The sequence below is a fragment of the Neobacillus sp. K501 genome (assembly GCF_053749995.1).
This window is the reverse complement of the sequence record NZ_JBSLYA010000004.1, coordinates 35,786-54,685: the sequence shown is the minus strand read 5'-3', so window position 1 is coordinate 54,685 and position 18,900 is coordinate 35,786. Positions and strand designations below refer to the sequence as shown.

Genomic DNA, 18,900 nt, shown 5'->3' with positions numbered 1-18,900 from the left:
ATGTCTCATCCAGATTTAAACCGTCTTAGAAACCAAATCCGTAAAGTCGAAGCCGAAAAGAAAAAAGCGAATCAAAAAATGGAAAGAGTATTATGGGGCATTTTGATAATAAGTTTGGTGACGATTGTGTTCGTCTTCCTGAATGTTGTTCCATAAACTATGCCGAACGTGAAATCACAATAAAAAGACCTCTCTGTTGAAAGTTGGAGGGGTCTTTACCTGTAGTTTATTTCATTTATATAGGATTTGGAAATAAAAAAAGGATCTTAAATCCATTAAGATCCTCGAATGCTAGACTTGGTTTACTAACATGGTAATTACTGCACTTAAGATGACTGTGCCGATCATAATTGAAACATAGATAAGAGTTTTCTTCATCTTTTTCTTACGAAAGGCTTCTTCTGGTGTAATCCATATGCTTTTTGACATACATAGTTGCTCCTTTATTGTTTAATGGCGGCTGGCTGACTTTGTCACAATGACCTTAGTCCCTTTAGCTTTGCGTCATCACTTTTCAGTGATTTTGCCCTTGCACCTCACTAAAGACCATTATATACAGATTTTATATAAAAATCATCAAAATTCGACAAAAAACTTTTTGGAAAAGATAGGTCGATTGTCAATGTTTTTTTAGGGCGTAATGCCTATTTCTCCGCAAAAAAAACTTGAAAAAGCGTAAGTGGTGGCCACTTACGCTCGGATTCTGTCGTTTTCAAAAATGTAGTAATTTGATCATTAATTTGATCCAACCAATAAATGCAATCCATAATGGAACACTTAAAGACGTACCCCAAAGCAGTCCGGTCAGGAAATTCCCTCGTTCTTCCATGAAATCCACTCCCAAATAAAAGTTGTAGATTAGCTTTTGTGATTTCCGGTTGTCTATTAGTGTTTGACCAAATGAACCATTTTCATACTTTAGGATAGCAAAAAGAAACAAGAAATGATGGAGAATTATACGGGATAACGAACAAATTTGTTCGACAGATTTAACCAACAAAAAAGCCGAGTAGATTTCTCTACTCAGCTTTTTTGCTTAATCAAGCTCTATCCCCTGACCAAGGCGCTTCCGCTTTGTTATTTTATTGTAGCTCTAGTTGAGCTTTTAATTCATTTTGTACCCGTTGTTGTTCTTCAGCTGTGACGATTCCATAATAAATATTATTAATTTTTGTGCCACTTGATTTGATCTCCATTTGTTGGATGTTTTGACCGGCAGATTTATAATTTTTTTGGATATCAAACATTTGGTCAAAAGTTAGGTTTGTTCGGACATTGTTACCAAGGGCTGAAAAGATATCAGAGAAATTCGTTAAGCTTGATAGGCTGGCACCTTTATTGATAACTCCTTGAATAATTTGGCGTTGTCGCGTTTGACGACCAAAGTCACCGCGCGGATCTTCATATCGCATTCTGGAGTAGCTTAACGCTTTTTCACCATTTAGGGTAAGCTCCCCTTTTGTAAAATGAAAGCCATCATAAGTGAAATCAAGGTCGTTATTAACGGTTACGCCGCCAACGGCATCAACAATATCTTTAAAGCCTTCCATATTAATCTGAATATAGTAATCGATAGGAATATCAAGGAAGTTTTCAACGGTATCCATCGCCATCGGCACGCCGCCAAAAGCATAAGCATGGTTAATTTTATCCTCTTTCCCTTTTCCAATGATTTCAGTTCGCGTGTCACGTGGTATGCTGAGCATCTTAACGGAATTATTGTTAGGATTCACCGTTAAGACAATAATCGTGTCTGAGCGGCCCTTATCACCTGAGCGCTCATCCACACCTAGCATTAACACGGAAAATGGATCTTTCTTCTCGAGAGCAATAGGCTCCTCGCGTTTCACCGATACTTCTCGTTCAATCGGTTCGTGCATGGTGTCAACTGCACTTTTAAAAGATTTATATACAGTGAAAGCATAGGCGCCACCAGCTAATAACAAGATTAATAGGATAATTCCCGTGACTTTGAGCCAGGTTTTCTTCTTCTTTTTTTGCGACCTCATTCGGTTATTCCTCCAAAAATCTACAATATTTTACATCTAAAAGATAGAATAACAAAATATTGCTTCCAAGGATATAGAAAAATAGTGGAAGGGTTACATTTTACTTAGTTCTTTAGCGCTGAAAACGCTTTCTGCCAAAAAGAGTTAAATTGTAGAAGCAGATAAAGGTTAACAAAGGCAAGTTTGGACTACTATTTTCATGAAAGTAATTTGTAGGAAAATGCTGTAAATGATAAAAATAAATAATATAAAAATGATGAATAACCGACAAGAACTAACACCCTAGCTGGAAAGTCGTGGATATAATTAACATACTATTGCAATTAAGCATATTGTCCTATTAGTGATTTGTTCAATATGGAAGGTAGTATTACTTAAGTTGTAGTGGTGAATGGTAACGGCACACCTCTTGATAGGACGGTGCGATTGAACGAATGACGGCAAAGGGCCACTAAGCCTATTTGTCTGAAATAGTGAAGTTATATATAAGGGGTGAAATGAATGATTGTTTCCGATAGTCCAGTGGACGCCCTCGACAAAGAGTGGTTTGCACTGATATTAGAAGCACGTCAATTGGGATTATCCATTGATGCGGTACAGGAATTTCTAAAACAGGATAGTAAATAACAACCCTAAATAAAGGATGGTACATAGAGTGGTGATTGACTAATTTGAGTGTGGGCCTATAAACAATTAAATAATGAGGGTGTTCCAAAAAAAAATTTGGAATACCCTCTTTTTATTTTGATAAAAGGGAAAACTGAGGATAGGGTTTAAGAAAGGAATGGACGAATGAATCGAATTCAAGTGCTGTTGGCAGACGATAATCTAGCTTCAATGGAGATCATAAAATATTTTATAAGTGATTTACTTGACTTTCAGCTTATCGGACAGTGTGAGAATGGAGATGAACTGGTCGAACAAGTTATGTTAAAGAAGCCAGACCTTGTCCTGACAGATGTTAATATGCCAAAGAAAAATGGCCTCCAAGCGGTCAAAGAATGTCAGATGTTTTACCCGAATCTGAAGGTCATTTTTTTAACAGGTTATGATGATTATGCGATCGATGCCTTTAATTTTGCTGCGGTTGATTATATCGTCAAACCAATTGAAAAAGACCGTTTATTCCAGGCATTAGAAAAAGCAAAAGATATCATATTGTTTGAACAAGGGAAAATGAATGAGCAACTGGAGAACACTAAAAGGAATGTCCTGCTTCTAAAGGACAACAGCTGTACCCGATTTATCCCATTTGAAGATATTTACTTTGTTGAAAAAGCTGGGAAAAAGTGTCTTGTATATACAAAGGCAGAAATATATGAAACAAACGAAACGATTGGAAGAATATTAAGCCGTCTGGATGACTCATTTTTCCAAGCGCATCGCTCCTATATCATTAATTTGCAAGAGGTTATGCAAATTACCCAGCATAACGAAACTTTTATTGCATATTTTAGAGGTTATGATAAACAAGCAGGTATTTCAAAACTGAAAATTAATGAAGTGAGAGAAAGAATCGGAAGGTAGAAAACTTAGGAAAGGATGTGCGATATTCATTCTTTTTTTTTCATTTCTTTTGTTATTGATCATGCTTTTGATTATTGTTTTTATTCTTTCAGTTATCGTTTATAAGAAAAATGGGGCAGAACGGCAAGTAGTAGAGTCGAAGGAACATATAAGAAAATCTCAGCAGGATTTAATAAATACGATTCAAAGGCAGCAAGGAATGACGTTTAAATTTATGAAGCTTGGGGGCCAATATATCCATACCTTATGTGAAGGGGAATTGCTCGGAAAATTAGGTTTTACTCCTGCAATGGTTGTAGGAAAACCCTTGCATTCCATCCTGCCGAAGGAGGATGCTGAAAACAAAATGTACTCCTATACAAGGGCATGGAATGGTGAAATTACAAGCTATGAAGCAAATTTAAACGGAATCGATTATTATGTCACCTTAAGTCCAGTCTTTCATGAAGGAAAGGTCAGGGAAGTTATTGGGTCTGGGGTTGATATAACTGAGCGGAAAAAAACAGAAATTAAATTGAGAGAATCCAATGCGTTAAGAAGAACGATTATTGATAGTTTGCCAATTGGAATGATTGTCATCGGGAATGACAAAAAAATTATTGCAATGAATCGAACTTTTCACCAAGTTTTTCAGTTGGAGGATCCTATTCAGAATATTATTGGCCAATCTGCATTAAATTACTATGATTTCTTTTATGGAAATAGTGAAGAGGAGGAGGAAAAGGTTAACGAAATACTGTTGAGGCAAGTACCAACAGTTGATGAAGTAGAAATCTTCAATCATCGAATTTTCCAAAGAAGTTATTTTCCTTTTTATATCGATCAGGAACTGAAAGGGCATTTATGGACATTTGAAGATATTACCGAAAGGAAGATGATGGAAAGAGGTATCATTCAAGCAAAAGAAGTAGCGATTAAGGCGAATTTGGCGAAATCGGAGTTTTTAGCCAATATGAGTCATGAACTTAGGACACCACTCAATGCCATTCTCGGATTCTCCCAATTGCTAGAAATTAAGGAACCTTTAAGTAATCAGCAAGGTATATTTGTCAAAGAAATTTTAAAAGGTGGTCGTCATTTATTAAATCTGATTAATGAAGTACTTGACCTTTCAAGAATTGAAGCTGGGAAATTAAAAATTGTAACCGATACAATTAACATTTGCAACGTCCTGAATGAATGTATGAATTTAGTAGGACCATCAGCGGAAAGCCGAGGGATTCGCATCATGAATGAACCTTCAGCTTGTGTGAATCAATTTGTCCATGCAGATCCGGTAAGGCTTAAGCAAATTATCCTGAACTTATTAAATAATGCGATTAAATACAACAAGGAAAACGGGAAGATATTTCTTTCCTGTGAAACTCGTGGTGATTTCCTTTATATTCATATCCGTGATACCGGAATGGGAATACCATTGGATGAACAAATTCGAATTTTTGAGCCTTTTTATCGACTGGAACACCCTCAAGTTGAAGGGACCGGAATAGGACTCTCACTTGTCAGGCAACTAGTTCAATTGATGGATGGCGAAGTTGGTGTCGACAGTCGTTTAGAAGAGGGAAGTGATTTCTGGTTCAGTCTGCCAATGGTCCATTCCTATCATCCCGAACTTACACAGTCGCTTATGATGCAACCAAGTTCACTGCCGCTGAAGAAAGGGAAGTCGATTTTATATATTGAAGATCATCAAACGAATGTCCAATTAGTCGAGGAAATCCTTACTACTGTTGAAGGAGTGATGTTGGATTCAGCTACAACGGCAAGAGAAGGCTTACAGATAGCCAAACAGCGCAAATTCGATCTTATCTTATTGGATCTCCATCTTCCAGATGCAAATGGTTTTGACGTGCTTGATCATTTAAAAGCAGATTCAGAGACGAAGAAAATTCCTGTCATTGCAGTAAGTGCCAATGCAATGAAGGAGGATATCAACTGGGCATTAACGAAGGGCTTTGATGAATATGTTACGAAGCCAATTGATGTACCTTCTTTTTTAAGTGTGATAACAAAATACTTGAATGAATAAGGGGAAGAGCGGTTCCAAGTATCGGAATCGTTCTTTTTTTATATTTTTTGAAAATTTGTATTTTGTCGTAATATGTCCTTTTTATGTCGTAACCTGTCCTCAGGAAATATTTTTATGCGGCTTTTAGTGCCTCTCATGTCCTATATCGATTAGACATTAAGGCCTAGAGAAGGTACATTATTGCTAATAACAAATTCCTGCTATCCGATTAAGCCCTAAGCGAATGGATGAGAATAATCCTTTGAAGATCAAGGGAAATTAATCTTATTAAAGTTCGCAGGAAAAGAGGGGTTGAATTGGATGAAATGAACGTAATCATAGCGGATGATGATCTTCCGTCCAGTACTCTTCTTGGTTATTTAATTGAGCTAATGCCAGGATATAAAGTAGTCGGTATGGCTGGCAATGGACAGGAATTGCTGAAATTGGCATCAAAGGAAAAACCAAATATCATTTTAGTCGATATTCAAATGCCTGGAATGAATGGAGTGGAGGCCGCGAAAAAGTGCAAAGAAATGTTTCCTTCTCTTCAGGTGATATTCACGACTGGTTCTGATGAATATGCCGTTGAAGCTTTTAGTCTTTCAGCGGTTGATTATATTGTCAAGCCGATTGAAAAGGTACGTCTCTATATTGCTTTGGAAAAAGCTAAGCATTTGTTGAAAATACAAGAAAATAAGAGTGTGAAGGCGGGATCGAAAAGTAAGCTGGCGATCAAATCAAGTAATACCTCTGTTTATCTATTCATTGAGGACATCCTTTATATCGAAAAAGAAGGAAGAAAAACGATTCTTCATACCGAAAAAGATCGATATGAAACACTAGAGTCGCTGCAAGAAATCACAGAAAGACTCCCTGAATACTTTTACAAGACACATCGTTCTTATTTAGTAAATTTAAGGAAAATCGTAAAGATTGAAGCTTTCGGGGAAACCTACCTAGCAAGTTTTTCGAATCTTCAAAAAACCGCTCATATATCAAAGCTTAAAATTAATGAAGTACACAGATTACTTGGATTATAAAGTCCTAACAACTTTGAAAGGAGGTGAATCCACATGAAAGCACGTGTAAAGAATATTCTAACGGTTACGGCTGTGATTGCTGCAGCATTAGGTCCTGTCATCGGTCGCCCTTGGTGGTAATGATTGCTGAGAAAGACTTGGGCATTCCTGTGGATGAATCTTCCGTGGAGATCCAAGTCTTTTTTTATTCGAGATTAATAGAATTTTCTAGCTACAGCGCCTAGGGGTCATAAGCCACTGAACAAGGTGCTTCCACATTCTGATAAGGAGGTCATTGAAATGAAATATTTTCTGTTATTTTCTATTATTCTTACTTTATTGCAAAAAAGAAATCCCCTTACTGTCATTAATAATATTAAATTTCAATGGCCTCTTTTGATCATTGTTAGCTTTGGCGTTCAAATTGCCCTGGTGATCATTACGATTGAAACGAAAGAAAAATTAGAGTTAATCCTTACCCTTACGTTTATAGCAATGATTATTGGGCTTTGGAAAAATAGACAAATTGCCGGGGTAAAATGGATTGTGATTGGAGCATTATTAAATTTAATGGCACTTCTGCTACATGGAGGACTAATGCCGGTATCGGAATCTGCCTTAATTCAGACCGGGCAGGAGGTAGATTCGTTCGAAACGGATTCCCGCCATCAGTTGATGGAAAATTCGATGCCATTTTGGCTCTTCGGTGACTGGATTCCAGTTGTGCGCTATGTGTTAAGCCCTGGTGATCTCCTTGTCGGAATGGGAATTATCCTTCTTATCACTAAAAACTCTTCTAAGTTTTTACTATCAGGTGAGAGAAAATGAAAATGCATAATTGGTATACAACAAGTCTTGTCATCCTAGCTGCTATCGCCCTTTTCTATTCTCTTTCTGAAATAGATTCATACTTTAATAATATTTTTATCGTTTTAACGATCATTGTCATTATTTTAGAGATATTCCCCATCAAGGTTCCAAGTGGGGATCAATACGCAGCTGGAAGTATTGGCTACTTGTTTTTGTTGATTCATGAAGGTTTTTCCTTTACAGTAATGGCTATTTTTATAGCCACCTTGGCCTATTATGTAAGAAGCCTAAGAAGAGGTAAAATCCCGATCATTCGCCTGTTTGTTACGATTGGAATGTATATAGTCTCTGCATTTTCCTCACTAATTGTCTGGAAGCTGACCAGTTCATGGAATATGTTTATTATGGTTGCATTAGTCGCCTTAGTATTTGAATTGGTAAACATTGTTCTACTTGAAGGAATACAGGCAACCGTCTTTCAGAAAAAAATGTTTACGAACATCCGACAACAATTAAAGGAACTTACCTTGCCAGTAATCATTTGTATTATTGTTATCCCACGGTTAATGCTGTGTCAAACAGAGACAGATTTAATCGTTTCATTATTATATACTCTTTTCTTTTTATTAATTGTGATCTTTTTTTCCTATGAATTCTCGAAACAATTTTCGCTTCGCCAGGCTAATTCCAAGGCATTCATTCAAATACTTGAGGGAAGTATTGCTCCTAGTCTAGCTGGTCATGGGAATCGTGTCGGGGTTATTTGTGAAACGATTCTTGAAGGTATTAATTATCCGAAGAGAAAACGAAATGATTTAGTACAGATTGCCGTCATTCACGATATTGGGAAATCATTCATTTCTTCGAATATTTTTCGAAAGCGCGGAAATTTAACGTTATCTGAGGAACTTGAATATAAGAGTCATCCTGAAAAAGCCGTTGATATTGTCAAGACGATGTATCCGAATGAGTCGTTTTCAAATTGGATTCTTCACCATCATGAAAGATGGGACGGGAAAGGATTTCCCCGCGGTATACAAGGAGAGGAGATCCCTTTAGAATCGCGGATTATCGCCCTCGCCAATGAATTGGATTACATCCTTACACGGCAAGAGGATCCTGAAACGGTGTTAAAGCTGCTAAAGGAGCGAGCAGGAACAATACTCGATCCAAAACTAGTAGCAAAAGTGGAAAAATGCCACATCGAGAACATCCTTTATGATATTTCTTACGATGAGGTTGTAAAGGAAAGACAAGAGTTAATGGAGGAACAGTATTCGACTCAGGAGAGTTATACAAGTATTGGTGATTCTTTTTTTATTCAAATGAAGGAGGGCCAAGCGCTAACGGCTAACCATCCGCTTCCTAATCGATTGCTTCAAGAGTTAACGAATACAGCTCTTGAACGACAAGAACCTGTCCATGAGACGTTTATCCACGAACAACGCACATTAGACCTTCACGCGCAAACTTTGCACAATGGTGAAGTAACAATATTTGCTCATGATTTGACTCCTTACCTAGGGTTTAGAAAGCAATTGGAACAGAATATTTTAGAGTCCTATGTTGAGGTTATTAATACCTTGTCAGAAGGTAAAGTTAAACTTCATGCCTCAAAATCAAGTCTTGTCGACCAGTTAGGTGAAAAGATTGCAGAGATGGCGATCAATGGGAATGCCGATGTACCAAAAAGCCGCGTTTTGGCAGTGGATATTCTAAAACAATATCCAACAGTTTTTAATTTGATGCAAATTCAAATTGCTGTTTCAGAGGCTGCGACCAATATTGTTAAGCACGCAACGGGTGGAAATTTATCCATCTACCTACACGAGGAAAGAATACAGTTTTTTATTTCGGATAAAGGATCGGGAATCCCACTGCATGAAATTCCTAAAACGATATTGGTTTCTGGGTACTCCAGTAAAAAGTCATTAGGTCAAGGGTTTAAAATGATGGCCACTTTGTCTGACGGCGTTCAGGTCCACACTTCTTCAGAGGGAACCTACATCTTAATAGACTATAAACGAAAAGAAATCACATCCTAATGACTTGCTAGTAACGGATGACAACGATGAGGAGAGGGATACAGTGAGTTTAACGATCCATATAGAAAAGAATCTGGACCAGGCAGTCGTCCAAATCAACGGAACAATGGATATCACGACGATTGAGGTATTCGCTACAAAGATGGACAAACTGGCAAAGGTTTCTCAGTTGCTTTTGGACTTTTCAAATTTAGAGTTTATTGACTCTACGGGAATTGGAGCGATTATGGAGCTTATTTATCTTTCTCAAGAGCAGAACTTTACGATTAAGTTAACTGGAATGGATGAGACTATCCATAAGATTTTTGAAATAGTTGGTCTTTTCACAATCCTAGAAGCCCTCAAAAAGGAGGGGACATAAATGAAATTTCGTGAACGTTTATTTTTTCAGTATGACGGTATTGAAACAAAAGAATTCCAAAATGATTTAAAAACATTGAAGCGGGAAATTTCATTAGCTAAAAATATTCAAAGCAAACTTTTAAATGGAGAGAGTCCGAGATTACTATCCGGAGAAGTGAGTGGAACCTCGATTCCTGCTAGATGGATTGGCGGAGATTACTATGACTTCTATCCACTGACAAATGGGAAAATCCGAATTGTAATCGGTGATGTTATGGGGAAAGGGATTCCCGCTGCTATGTTAATGATTTTGACACGGGGTGCTTTTCGCAGTGCAGCGCAAAGTACCTCAGGTCCAGGAGAAACATTAACAGCGATGAATAATGCCCTTTATAAGGATCTTCGTTCGTTAAAATCCTTTGTAACGGTTTTGTGTGCTGATTGGGATCCGAAGCAAGGTAAGCTATCCTTTGCCAATGCTGGCCATAATCTTCCTCTTTTTATCAAAGCCAATCAAGTGGAGGAATTACCTAAAGTATCGGGTGTAATGCTAGGAGGATTGCCTAACCAGAATTATCAGGAAGGGCAAATTCAGTTAGAGCCAAATGAATATGTTTATTTTTATACAGATGGAATTGTCGAAGCGCAGAATAAAGCTGGAGAGCAGTTCAAAATCGACCGGCTGGTAGACGTTATGCTACAAAACCAGGGGAAGAGTGTCTACGATATTGAACAGGCTGTTATTGACGCTGTCTTTCAATTTATGGATGGAAACTATCAGAAGGACGATATTACGATGGTGACATTGCAAATGGGTGAGCAACCCAGATTATCCTAGATAAAATGTACCAGGATCCTTGAGAAAGGGGGAGAGTTTATGAAAAGATCATTGATTACTAAACTAGTTGATAAAGGACTAGACCTGTTTAGAAGTTCAAAACCTCAGGTAGTGATGGACAATATTCAGTCAGAACCAAAGGATTTTTTCAGTCCGGAAAGCACGAAACATGTTTATGAACCAGTTTTGAACCGGGTAGAATTGGAATCTATGGATAAAGAAGAGTATGGACAGGTTTGGGTTAAAGATGGCCAAATTTTTTGTAAGGAAACAGTCTCGCATTTTCCAACAATTACGCCTCCAGAGGGAGTATCCGTGTATAAAAATGGAAGCTTGGTAACGAAAACAACAGCTGTAACCCAAAAGGATGAGGTGATAATCAAGCTTCAAAATGAGTTCAAAACGCCATCCTGGTCGATTGAACTCGATGACTTAAAGATGACGGCCACGCTTCACCTGGAACCGGGGTACCGGAAAACGTACCGCATCGTTGATCACGAACCGAGTTCCCATATTCAGCTTGAAGTACAGCTGCATGAAGAGAGTATCATCCCCTTGCAAAAGAAGCATTTGGAACAACGAATGAAGGCATTAGGTATTTCCTATGGCATTCAAAAACTTGCTCTTCATCAAGCATTGGAGGCAGAAGAACCTGGGGTATTTACGATCGCAAGAGGGGTCTCCCCTAAAAATGGTGAAGATGGCTGGTTAGAATGTGTCGTTGAGACAAAGATGTTTGATCACAACAAGAGCGATAAAGCGCCTGGATCCTATAGGTTTCCGCAAGTGGAAAAAGGGCAACTGATAGGCGTGATCCATTCGCCAAAAACAGGGAAGGTTGGGTATAGCGTAACGGGGGATCCTATTCAACCAGATGCTCCCAAAAACATGATTGTTCATGTGGGAAGAGGAGTAGATATCGTAGATGAAGGGACGAAACTCGTCGCTGTAAAACCCGGCCGCCCCTATATCTATCATAATGGCATTAAAGCAATGGTGTCCGTTATCCCTAAAGCCACTTTTTCTACTAATCTCGATGGTCGTATAGTGAAAAATCTACATCTTGGAGATATAGAAGTCGAGGGGGATGTTGGAGAAGGAATAAAGCTTGAAGCATTGGCGGCGATTATGGTTCGTGGATCGGTTGACGAAGCAACCATTCAAGCAGGAAGCCGCATTATCGTTTCGCAAAATGTCATCAACAGCCATTTAAGCGCAGGAAAAATTTTTCGATTATTTGAAGATGTTAGCAACTTAATTGGTAAGATATCCAAGGATATCAAACAGTTTGCAGTAGCGGTTGAACAGGTGTATCAATCACCCGTTTTCAAAACCTCTGATATTACCAAAATGGGACTGAGTTCCTTAATTCGAATTTTATTAGAAAATAAGTTTAGAGATTTACCACCATTAATTAAGGAATTCAATGTGTTGATCAAGAAAGCAGACAAGCTCGAGCTAATTGACTCCGAATATCGAGAGGTTTGTTCGATCTTAACCAATGGCTTCTTAAAGATGGTTGCGACACAATTTAAGAACCCAGAAGACGTCGCTACTTTGGTCAAAAGATTAGACGACATCCATGTGTTAAATGCACCATCTAAGAAACCAGATGCACAGATTATCCTTCCTTACACGTTAAATAGTGAGCTTTACTGTAACGGAGATATCTTTATCGTAGGAAAGGGTTCCTTCCATACGAAGATACATTCTGAAGGTAAAGTGCAAATATCTGGAGTTCTACGGGGTGGTGTCAGCTATGCAGCTGGTGGAATAGAGGTAAATGAGACAGGTAACACAGGAGGGACTCCTACTCGAATCAAAGTGCCTGACGATCAATCGATAAAAATCAACCAGGTCTTGGAAGGGACGATTATCGAGGTCGGATCTCACGTTCACTATTTTAAAACTCCTGAAGAGAATGTATTTGCTCGAGTTAGCAAAGAAGGGAAATTGTTATTAAAGTGAAAATTTTATGAAGGAGGAGATCTTATGTTTGAACATCAGATGGTTCAAGAAGGGGAAAAAGCATCCGTTTATTTAAAGGGTGACATGGACATCGAAATCACGGAATTGATGGAAGAAGAGATTCTTCCAGCTTTACAAAAGTTTAAGGAAGTAGTCATCAATTTTGCTGACGTTTCTTTTGTTGATTCTACTGGGATGGGCTTATTCATGTATCTTGTTCAGCAGTTACAGGAACAAGGTACTGCTGTTACGGCTGTTCAATTAACGGAGGAAGTCCATCAAGTTTTTGAGCTTTTACAAATTCCAGAAATTTTAGGGCGGGAAGTTTTCCCTGAAACAGTAGAAAGTTAACTAGAAAAAACCGCTGCTAGTACTAAGGCAGCGGTTTTACTATTTTTGGAGACTAGGAGTCATGCAGCAGTTTTGATTTTCTACTATCATAACTTTAGAACAAAAGTAGCCCCTAATATACTTGGTTTTCCGCATTCCAAACATAAATTAATCGTTTGTTAATGTGGCATCAAGCGCAATAATTAATAAGATGAATGAAATTCTTATCATTTTATCCTTGGTAACCATCTTTAGCAGGATAAGAAGGACGATTCCGAGAGCAGGATTATCTTCAACCATCAGTATTGTGATGATATCTAATAAACTAATCACAAACTCTTCAATTTCAATTTCATGATTTTCCATCGGAACAGCCTCCTTTTTCAATAGCATATTAAAGTAATAAAAGGGGTGTTACCAATGTCTCCACACAAAAAAGCAGTAAACACTGCTTTCTGTCATGTTAAAAGAATCGAAATTTCCGTGAAGCGGTAGAAAAATTATTGGTCATTGTGGATCCCGTAAAAATATTATTATTTAACTTAAAATGGTTCATTTTTATCAAAGTAGATTCATACATAAAACAGTGGGAATTTTCCCCTTGTATGAATTCACCTTGTTAGGAGGCATTTTATGATTCAGCAGACCGTAGAAATTAACAGCAAGACAGGGTTATATCCGCGAACGGTTACGGAGTTAGTTCAGTCAGCATCGCAATTTAAATCGGAGATTTTCCTTGAGTTTAATGGACGCAGGGTTAATTTAAAATCAATTATGGGGATTCTATCGCTGGCGATTCCAAAACAGGCCCAAATCACAATAGAGGCTGAGGGAGTAGATGAAAAGGAAGCTTTAGAGCAAGTAATAGGTACAATAAGATCCGTCTCATAAGTAAGTTTGCAAATAAAACAGCCAGCATCTTAAAAATGCATGGCTGCTTCTTTTTGATTGGATTTTTTACTCAATCAAGAATAAAGAGCGACACCAACGAGCCCGGAGAGTACAATGACATAGACCGGATTCCAGCGAAGTTTTAATAGGGCAAATAATGATAATCCAAAAATCACGATTAAGCTTAGTGAACGAAAGGAAAGATTTAGCGTTACTAACTGATTAGCTTGGGCAAAGCTGATGGCCGCAAAGATAATTAAACTAGTCACAAGCGGCTTCAACCCATAAAAAATCGCCTCGACAACAGAATTGTGGTGGAATTTTATAAAAAAGGTAGCAACCATGATGACTAGAATCATTGAGGGAAGCAACATAGCCACGAAGGAAATGATAGCTCCGCTAATTCCAGCAGTAGAGTAACCGACAAGAATGGCACTATTTGCCGCGATTGGACCTGGAGACATTCCGGCTATCGCAATCATATTCGTCAACCGTTCTGCAGACATCCAGCCATATTCCGTAACGGCTGATTCAATGATCGGGATCATGGCGTAGCCTCCGCCAAAAGAGACAAACCCCATTACAAAGAAGGTTTGAAATAGCTCCCACAACACCATGTGTATCCCTCCTTTTCTTAGATCCCAGCACCCATAAAATAATCAGGATTTGTGGCTGGATCATGTTCTTTCTTTTGTTTTGCATCTATTTTGTAACCTAACTTCTTTTTAATAAAAATCGCGATTACACCCACTGCTGCCCCTAAGAAAATGGCGAGGACCGGGTGGATAAAAAATAATGTTGGAACCCCTAAAACCATGATGAAAAAAGTAGTTTTATCAACAATTGCTGTTTTCGCAATTTTAATAGCGGCATAAACGATGATCGCCACAATGGTCACGCGGATGGAAACAAATGCCGCTTCCAGCTTAGGATTTTCGTGGATGAAAAAGTAGGAAATCCCTAAAGCTAGGACAATTAAGAAGGTAGGGAGTGAAACACCAGCCATTGCTGCCAAAGCCCCTTTAATTCCGGCAATTCTGTAACCAATAAAGGTGGCGGAGTTAATGGCAACTGCTCCAGGTACAGATTGCGATAGGGCAAACACATCCGCAATGTCATCACTCATTAACCATTTTCGTTTTTCTACTATTTCTTTTTCAATTGATGGAATCATCGCATAGCCCCCTCCAAACGTGACAGGGCTAATTTTGAAAAAGGTCCAAAATATTTGAAACAGTAAGGTCCATTGGTCTTTCATTATGATCCTTCTTTCTATTGGTTGTCCTCAGGAGAATCCATTCTATCTATTAAGTTACCAAATGTAGGGGAATGGGTAAATAGCAACAAATGTAAAAAGGGACAGACCCTACTGGATCCGTCCCTTTGAAAAATATTACTTACCTTCGATTTCTGGCTTCATTTCGACAGGCTTTCCAGCTTCGACTAACGCTTTCGTGCCAACTAGGAAAAATGATAGGATAAATATCAGTACTCCAGTTCCGATAAGCAACCATTCGATTTTCACGATGTCTGCGATTGGTCCGAATACTAACATTCCTAACGGCATCGTAGAGGTGGAGATCATTCCCATCACCCCAAATACCCTTCCTAAATAATCTCCCTCAATTTTTTCCTGTAACAAGACGGTAGCAGGTGTGTTAAAAAATGGCATTGCTATACCTACGATGCCCATAAAAATAAGATAAATCCAGAAAATAGGAATGACTCCGAGTGCGAAGGTACCGGCTCCCATGATCAGGGTGGCTATTGTCATTGAGTGAATTTTGTTTTTAAACCCTCCCCAAGAGGCTATGACAATTCCACCTGCCATCATCCCAATCGAAAAAGTAATCTCGATTGCAGTTAAACGCCAAACATCGTTCCCGAAACTCCGTGTTACCTGTAGTGGTGTTAGGAATGCTACCGGAGCAGCAAGGAATAAGAAAATGGCAAAAAACAGAAAGAATTTTTTCAAAAAGTCGTGATTTTGAATATAGACTAAACCTTTTTTCATGTCGTTAAAATAGCTGGTTGTTTGCTTTTCTAACGCTTTAGCATGAGTTGGAACATGTAAAGCGGTCATTAGAATAATGATCGCAATTGCTGCTGTAATTACATCGATGAAGAAAATCACTTCCATGGATGCCATAGTGAGCAATGCAGCACTGACCATCGGAGCAACGAGCATAATGACTGCCTGAATACTTCCGTTCATTCCGTTCACCTTCGTCAATTTATCCTCAGGTACTAGCTGGGGAAGAATCGCTCCAACTGCCGGCGTTTGAATCCCCGTTCCAACCGCGCGTATCGCAGACATTACAAACAGCAGCCAAAGTGCTTCGTATCCCATTAAAAACAGAATTGCCAAAATCAATGTCGATACCGCAATCAGCGCATCGGCAAGTATGATAAGGATTTTCCGATTGTAGCGATCGGCCCAAACACCGGCAAATGGTGAGAGAAAAAAGGTTGGGACAAAGCCGCAAACGATGGAAATGGTCATCATCACACCTGATTGGGTATTTAAGGTGATATACCACATAATCGCATACTGGACCAAGGCCGATCCAAATAGCGAAATGGTCTGGCTTCCTAAAAAGAGAATGATATTCCTTTTCCAAGCCTGTTCATTTGTTGGTTTCATTTCATTACACGTCCTATTCAGTTTTTTGTTTGTTGAAAAAAGACAGAGTAAATGGACAAGTGGTGGTGAATTTTTCCTCAATGGGTAAAATTTTCTTTTTAAAGACAACAAAAAAGAGGGTAGAATCGTCCCCTCTTTTTTACATAACCGTAAAATAAAGATTTCCTTAAAAATAGGCAGACTTATCCCATTTACCCTGCATATAAGCAGAGTCTTTGAACGTATTCAATTAACGGTTCAAAGCTTGGTAACGAAGTCTAATAGATGCCGTCATTTTAAGCGAAACCTCCATTTCTTTATAGTTGAGATTTATTTTAACATATTCAGTTCCTGATACCAACAGGTAAATTGTCGCATAATAATTACGTGAATCTTCGAAAAAGTTAGCGATTCTTGACTGTCTCTTGTATAATGTTTTCATTAATGATAGCGAGGTTTTGACAATGAATTCATTTATTAAGGATCAAATGGAAATATTTCAGGAACAGAATAAGAATCGCGGAAGACTATTGGTCAGTTGTCCGGACCAGCCAGGGATTGTCTCCGCAATCTCAAAGTTCTTGTTTTCACATCAGGCCAATATTATTGAATCCAGCCAGTATTCAACCAACCCTGAGGGAGGAACCTTTTTCATTCGGATTGAATTTGAATGTCCTGGTTTGAAGGAAAAAGCACAAGAAATGGAACGGCAGTTAGCTGAAATTGGCGAGCAGTTTTCGATGGAATGGCGGTTTACTCATGTTCATCATGTGAAAAGAGCCGCAATCTTTGTCTCCAAGGAGCTTCACTGTTTGCTTGAGCTTTTATGGGAATGGCAAAGTGGGGATTTAATGACGGATATTGCCGTGGTTATCAGTAATCATGAGGAAGCAAGGGAAGTGGTAGAGGGCCTTGGAATTCCGTTTTATTACATCCCGGCGAACAAAGATATTCGTGAGCAGGTCGAAGAAAAGCAGCTTCAGCTTTTAAATGAATATAAGATCGATTTCGTTGTATTGGCGCGTTATATGCAAATCCTGACACCGAAATTTGTCGCTGCAAATCCGTTTAGAATTATCAATATCCATCATTCGTTTTTGCCTGCATTTGTTGGCGCAAGGCCGTATGAACGGGCGTATAACCGCGGTGTTAAATTAATCGGTGCTACATCTCATTATGTCACCAACGACCTTGATGAGGGTCCAATCATCGAACAGGATATTGCTCGTGTTGACCATCGTGATGATGTTGATAGTTTGAAAAAAATTGGCCGCCGTATTGAACGAAGCGTATTAGCTCGGGCGGTGAAATGGCATATTGAAGACCGGATCATCGTTCATGAGAATAAGACGATTGTGTTTTAGATAGAAAAGATGAACTTAGGTGGTGACGAGGAGGTTTATAATGCCCGAAAACCGAAAAAGGTGTGGGCTACGGTCGTTATGAGAGGTTTATAATGCCCGATATCCGGAAAAGGTCTGGGCTACGGTCGTTATGAGAGGTTTATAATGCCCGAAAACCGAAAAAGGTGTGGGCTCTGGTCGTTATGAGAGGTTTATAATGCCCGAAAACCGAAAAAGGTGTGGGCTACGGTCGTTATGAGAGGTTTATAATGCCCGAAATCCGGAAAAGGTGTGGGCTACGGTCGTTATGAGAGGTTTATAATGCCCGAAATCCGGAAAAGGTGTGGGCTACGGTCGTTATGAAAGGTTTATAATGCCCGAAAACCGAAAAAGGTGTGGGCTACGGTCGTTATGAGAGGTTTATAATGCCCGAAATCCGGAAAAGGTCTGGGCTAAGGTCGTTATGAGAGGTTTATAATGCCCGATATCCGGAAAAGGTGTGGGCTACGGTCGTTATGAAAGGTTTATAATGCCCGATATCCGGAAAAGGTCTGGGCTCTGGTCATTATGAAAGGTTTATAAATGCCCGAATCATGCAATTAAGAGTCTGCGTTTTTGTTGATTATAAAAAGAGAAATTACAGAACTCACTTTTGTTTCTTTGGAGGATACCTAGATGGTAGATGTTATGACAGAAATAAACATTAACCGCCCAGTTAAACGAGTATCAGAATATGCAGCGAATCCCGATCATGCCCCAGAATGGTATGTGAATATTCAATCGGCTGAGTGGCAGACACCAAAACCACTGAAGATAGGATCAAAAATTGCCTTTAAAGCACAATTTCTCGGGCGAGAGCTTGCCTATATCTATGAAATAAAAGAGTACATTCCAGAAAAGAAATTAGTGATGAGTACAGCGCAGGGACCATTCCCTATGGAAACCACTTATTCATGGGAGTCACTTGATGAGAATCAGACACGAATGACCTTAAGAAACAAAGGAAATCCAACCGGTTTTTCCAAGCTTTTCGCACCGTTTATGGCCAGCATGATGAAAAAAGCAAACAACAAGGATCTGAAAAAAATTAAGGCGATACTTGAAAGCAATCCCAGCTAAAACCAGCTGGGCTTTTCTTTTTTAA

20 protein-coding genes and 1 riboswitch are annotated in these 18,900 nt (G+C 38.8%); of the genes, 14 read left to right on the top strand and 6 right to left on the bottom strand.

The genetic code is table 11. The features are described from left to right. The gene (locus ACWM35_RS11030) at window positions 1-156 is read left to right on the top strand and encodes a hypothetical protein (RefSeq protein ID WP_454818285.1); all 156 of its coding nucleotides are present in this window, start codon (window positions 1-3) and stop codon (window positions 154-156) included. A gap of 135 nt (window positions 157-291) precedes the next feature. Here the strand turns inward: ACWM35_RS11030 and ACWM35_RS11025 are convergent, their stop codons facing one another. Both ACWM35_RS11025 and tagU read right to left on the bottom strand, forming a co-directional pair. Further along, window positions 292-429 carry a hypothetical protein gene (locus tag ACWM35_RS11025; protein WP_454818283.1) on the bottom strand — a complete coding sequence of 46 codons (138 nt, stop codon included), beginning with the start codon at window positions 427-429 and terminating at the stop codon, window positions 292-294. A gap of 23 nt (window positions 430-452) precedes the next feature. After that, window positions 453-538: riboswitch (cyclic di-GMP riboswitch) on the bottom strand. Window positions 539-1,082: 544 nt separating this feature from the next. Then, window positions 1,083-2,009: a polyisoprenyl-teichoic acid--peptidoglycan teichoic acid transferase TagU gene (gene tagU / locus ACWM35_RS11020; protein ID WP_454818281.1), complete on the bottom strand. Its 927-nt coding sequence runs from the start codon at window positions 2,007-2,009 to the stop codon at window positions 1,083-1,085. Window positions 2,010-2,510: 501 nt separating this feature from the next. On the opposite strand from tagU, the gene ACWM35_RS11015 reads away from it, so the two are divergent. From ACWM35_RS11015 to ACWM35_RS10970, 10 genes are all read left to right on the top strand, one after another. Further along, window positions 2,511-2,636 (top strand): anti-repressor SinI family protein, encoded by a 126-nt coding sequence (locus tag ACWM35_RS11015; protein WP_454818279.1) that lies wholly within the window; start codon window positions 2,511-2,513, stop codon window positions 2,634-2,636. Between the two features lie 165 nt (window positions 2,637-2,801). Further along, window positions 2,802-3,536 carry a LytR/AlgR family response regulator transcription factor gene (locus tag ACWM35_RS11010; RefSeq protein ID WP_454818277.1) on the top strand — a complete coding sequence of 245 codons (735 nt, stop codon included), beginning with the start codon at window positions 2,802-2,804 and terminating at the stop codon, window positions 3,534-3,536. A gap of 61 nt (window positions 3,537-3,597) precedes the next feature. After that, window positions 3,598-5,565, top strand: coding sequence for a PAS domain-containing hybrid sensor histidine kinase/response regulator (locus ACWM35_RS11005; RefSeq protein WP_454818275.1), 1,968 nt, complete (start codon window positions 3,598-3,600; stop codon window positions 5,563-5,565). Between the two features lie 305 nt (window positions 5,566-5,870). Then, complete coding sequence (locus ACWM35_RS11000) at window positions 5,871-6,587, top strand: LytR/AlgR family response regulator transcription factor (protein ID WP_454818933.1); 717 nt, start codon at window positions 5,871-5,873, stop codon at window positions 6,585-6,587. A gap of 279 nt (window positions 6,588-6,866) precedes the next feature. After that, entirely contained in the window at window positions 6,867-7,394 is a 528-nt protein-coding gene (locus ACWM35_RS10995; RefSeq protein ID WP_454818273.1) for a DUF5317 family protein, read from the top strand. Then, entirely contained in the window at window positions 7,391-9,421 is a 2,031-nt protein-coding gene (locus ACWM35_RS10990; protein ID WP_454818271.1) for an HD domain-containing phosphohydrolase, read from the top strand. The genes ACWM35_RS10995 and ACWM35_RS10990 overlap by 4 nt, the downstream gene beginning before the upstream one ends. A gap of 43 nt (window positions 9,422-9,464) precedes the next feature. Further along, window positions 9,465-9,782: an STAS domain-containing protein gene (locus ACWM35_RS10985; protein WP_454818269.1), complete on the top strand. Its 318-nt coding sequence runs from the start codon at window positions 9,465-9,467 to the stop codon at window positions 9,780-9,782. Beyond that, window positions 9,783-10,601, top strand: coding sequence for a PP2C family protein-serine/threonine phosphatase (locus ACWM35_RS10980; RefSeq protein WP_454818267.1), 819 nt, complete (start codon window positions 9,783-9,785; stop codon window positions 10,599-10,601). 39 nt (window positions 10,602-10,640) lie between these two features. Next, a complete protein-coding gene (locus ACWM35_RS10975) occupies window positions 10,641-12,569 on the top strand; it encodes a flagellar assembly protein A (protein WP_454818265.1) in 1,929 nt (642 codons plus the stop codon). Window positions 12,570-12,593: 24 nt separating this feature from the next. Continuing rightward, window positions 12,594-12,920: an STAS domain-containing protein gene (locus ACWM35_RS10970; RefSeq protein WP_454818263.1), complete on the top strand. Its 327-nt coding sequence runs from the start codon at window positions 12,594-12,596 to the stop codon at window positions 12,918-12,920. A gap of 147 nt (window positions 12,921-13,067) precedes the next feature. On the opposite strand, the gene ACWM35_RS10965 is transcribed toward ACWM35_RS10970, so the two are convergent. After that, the gene (locus tag ACWM35_RS10965) at window positions 13,068-13,265 is read right to left on the bottom strand and encodes a hypothetical protein (protein WP_454818261.1); all 198 of its coding nucleotides are present in this window, start codon (window positions 13,263-13,265) and stop codon (window positions 13,068-13,070) included. A gap of 267 nt (window positions 13,266-13,532) precedes the next feature. Here ACWM35_RS10965 and ACWM35_RS10960 point away from each other — a divergent pair, with 267 nt between their 5' ends. Continuing rightward, window positions 13,533-13,790, top strand: a complete 258-nt coding sequence (locus ACWM35_RS10960; RefSeq protein ID WP_454818259.1) for an HPr family phosphocarrier protein — start codon at window positions 13,533-13,535, stop codon at window positions 13,788-13,790. Between the two features lie 74 nt (window positions 13,791-13,864). Here ACWM35_RS10960 and ACWM35_RS10955 read toward each other — a convergent pair whose 3' ends face one another. The 3 genes from ACWM35_RS10955 to ACWM35_RS10945 all read right to left on the bottom strand — a co-directional run bounded on the left by ACWM35_RS10955 (window position 13,865) and on the right by ACWM35_RS10945 (window position 16,434). Further along, a complete protein-coding gene (locus tag ACWM35_RS10955; protein WP_454818257.1) occupies window positions 13,865-14,407 on the bottom strand; it encodes a chromate transporter in 543 nt (180 codons plus the stop codon). Between the two features lie 17 nt (window positions 14,408-14,424). After that, entirely contained in the window at window positions 14,425-15,048 is a 624-nt protein-coding gene (locus tag ACWM35_RS10950; RefSeq protein WP_454818255.1) for a chromate transporter, read from the bottom strand. Between the two features lie 135 nt (window positions 15,049-15,183). Further along, window positions 15,184-16,434 (bottom strand): MFS transporter, encoded by a 1,251-nt coding sequence (locus ACWM35_RS10945; RefSeq protein WP_454818253.1) that lies wholly within the window; start codon window positions 16,432-16,434, stop codon window positions 15,184-15,186. A 443-nt stretch (window positions 16,435-16,877) separates the two neighbouring features. Between ACWM35_RS10945 and purU the strand changes: the two genes are divergently transcribed. After that, window positions 16,878-17,777 (top strand): formyltetrahydrofolate deformylase, encoded by a 900-nt coding sequence (gene purU / locus ACWM35_RS10940; RefSeq protein WP_454818251.1) that lies wholly within the window; start codon window positions 16,878-16,880, stop codon window positions 17,775-17,777. A 654-nt stretch (window positions 17,778-18,431) separates the two neighbouring features. After that, window positions 18,432-18,875: an SRPBCC family protein gene (locus ACWM35_RS10935; RefSeq protein ID WP_454818249.1), complete on the top strand. Its 444-nt coding sequence runs from the start codon at window positions 18,432-18,434 to the stop codon at window positions 18,873-18,875. The last annotated feature ends 25 nt before the right edge of the window (window positions 18,876-18,900 follow it).

Excerpts from the sequence above, each read along its gene's own strand:
- ACWM35_RS11030 (WP_454818285.1), top strand. The coding sequence starts at position 1 with ATGTCTCATCCAGATTTAAACCGTCTTAGAAACCAAATCCGTAAAGTC.
- ACWM35_RS11025 (WP_454818283.1), bottom strand. The coding sequence starts at position 429 with ATGTCAAAAAGCATATGGATTACACCAGAAGAAGCCTTTCGTAAGAAA.
- tagU (WP_454818281.1), bottom strand. The coding sequence starts at position 2,009 with ATGAGGTCGCAAAAAAAGAAGAAGAAAACCTGGCTCAAAGTCACGGGA.
- ACWM35_RS11015 (WP_454818279.1), top strand. The coding sequence starts at position 2,511 with ATGATTGTTTCCGATAGTCCAGTGGACGCCCTCGACAAAGAGTGGTTT.
- ACWM35_RS11010 (WP_454818277.1), top strand. The coding sequence starts at position 2,802 with ATGAATCGAATTCAAGTGCTGTTGGCAGACGATAATCTAGCTTCAATG.
- ACWM35_RS11005 (WP_454818275.1), top strand. The coding sequence starts at position 3,598 with ATGCTTTTGATTATTGTTTTTATTCTTTCAGTTATCGTTTATAAGAAA.
- ACWM35_RS11000 (WP_454818933.1), top strand. The coding sequence starts at position 5,871 with ATGAACGTAATCATAGCGGATGATGATCTTCCGTCCAGTACTCTTCTT.
- ACWM35_RS10995 (WP_454818273.1), top strand. The coding sequence starts at position 6,867 with ATGAAATATTTTCTGTTATTTTCTATTATTCTTACTTTATTGCAAAAA.
- ACWM35_RS10990 (WP_454818271.1), top strand. The coding sequence starts at position 7,391 with ATGAAAATGCATAATTGGTATACAACAAGTCTTGTCATCCTAGCTGCT.
- ACWM35_RS10980 (WP_454818267.1), top strand. The coding sequence starts at position 9,783 with ATGAAATTTCGTGAACGTTTATTTTTTCAGTATGACGGTATTGAAACA.
- ACWM35_RS10975 (WP_454818265.1), top strand. The coding sequence starts at position 10,641 with ATGAAAAGATCATTGATTACTAAACTAGTTGATAAAGGACTAGACCTG.
- ACWM35_RS10970 (WP_454818263.1), top strand. The coding sequence starts at position 12,594 with ATGTTTGAACATCAGATGGTTCAAGAAGGGGAAAAAGCATCCGTTTAT.
- ACWM35_RS10965 (WP_454818261.1), bottom strand. The coding sequence starts at position 13,265 with ATGGAAAATCATGAAATTGAAATTGAAGAGTTTGTGATTAGTTTATTA.
- ACWM35_RS10960 (WP_454818259.1), top strand. The coding sequence starts at position 13,533 with ATGATTCAGCAGACCGTAGAAATTAACAGCAAGACAGGGTTATATCCG.
- ACWM35_RS10955 (WP_454818257.1), bottom strand. The coding sequence starts at position 14,407 with ATGGTGTTGTGGGAGCTATTTCAAACCTTCTTTGTAATGGGGTTTGTC.
- ACWM35_RS10950 (WP_454818255.1), bottom strand. The coding sequence starts at position 15,048 with ATGAAAGACCAATGGACCTTACTGTTTCAAATATTTTGGACCTTTTTC.
- ACWM35_RS10945 (WP_454818253.1), bottom strand. The coding sequence starts at position 16,434 with ATGAAACCAACAAATGAACAGGCTTGGAAAAGGAATATCATTCTCTTT.
- purU (WP_454818251.1), top strand. The coding sequence starts at position 16,878 with ATGAATTCATTTATTAAGGATCAAATGGAAATATTTCAGGAACAGAAT.
- ACWM35_RS10935 (WP_454818249.1), top strand. The coding sequence starts at position 18,432 with ATGGTAGATGTTATGACAGAAATAAACATTAACCGCCCAGTTAAACGA.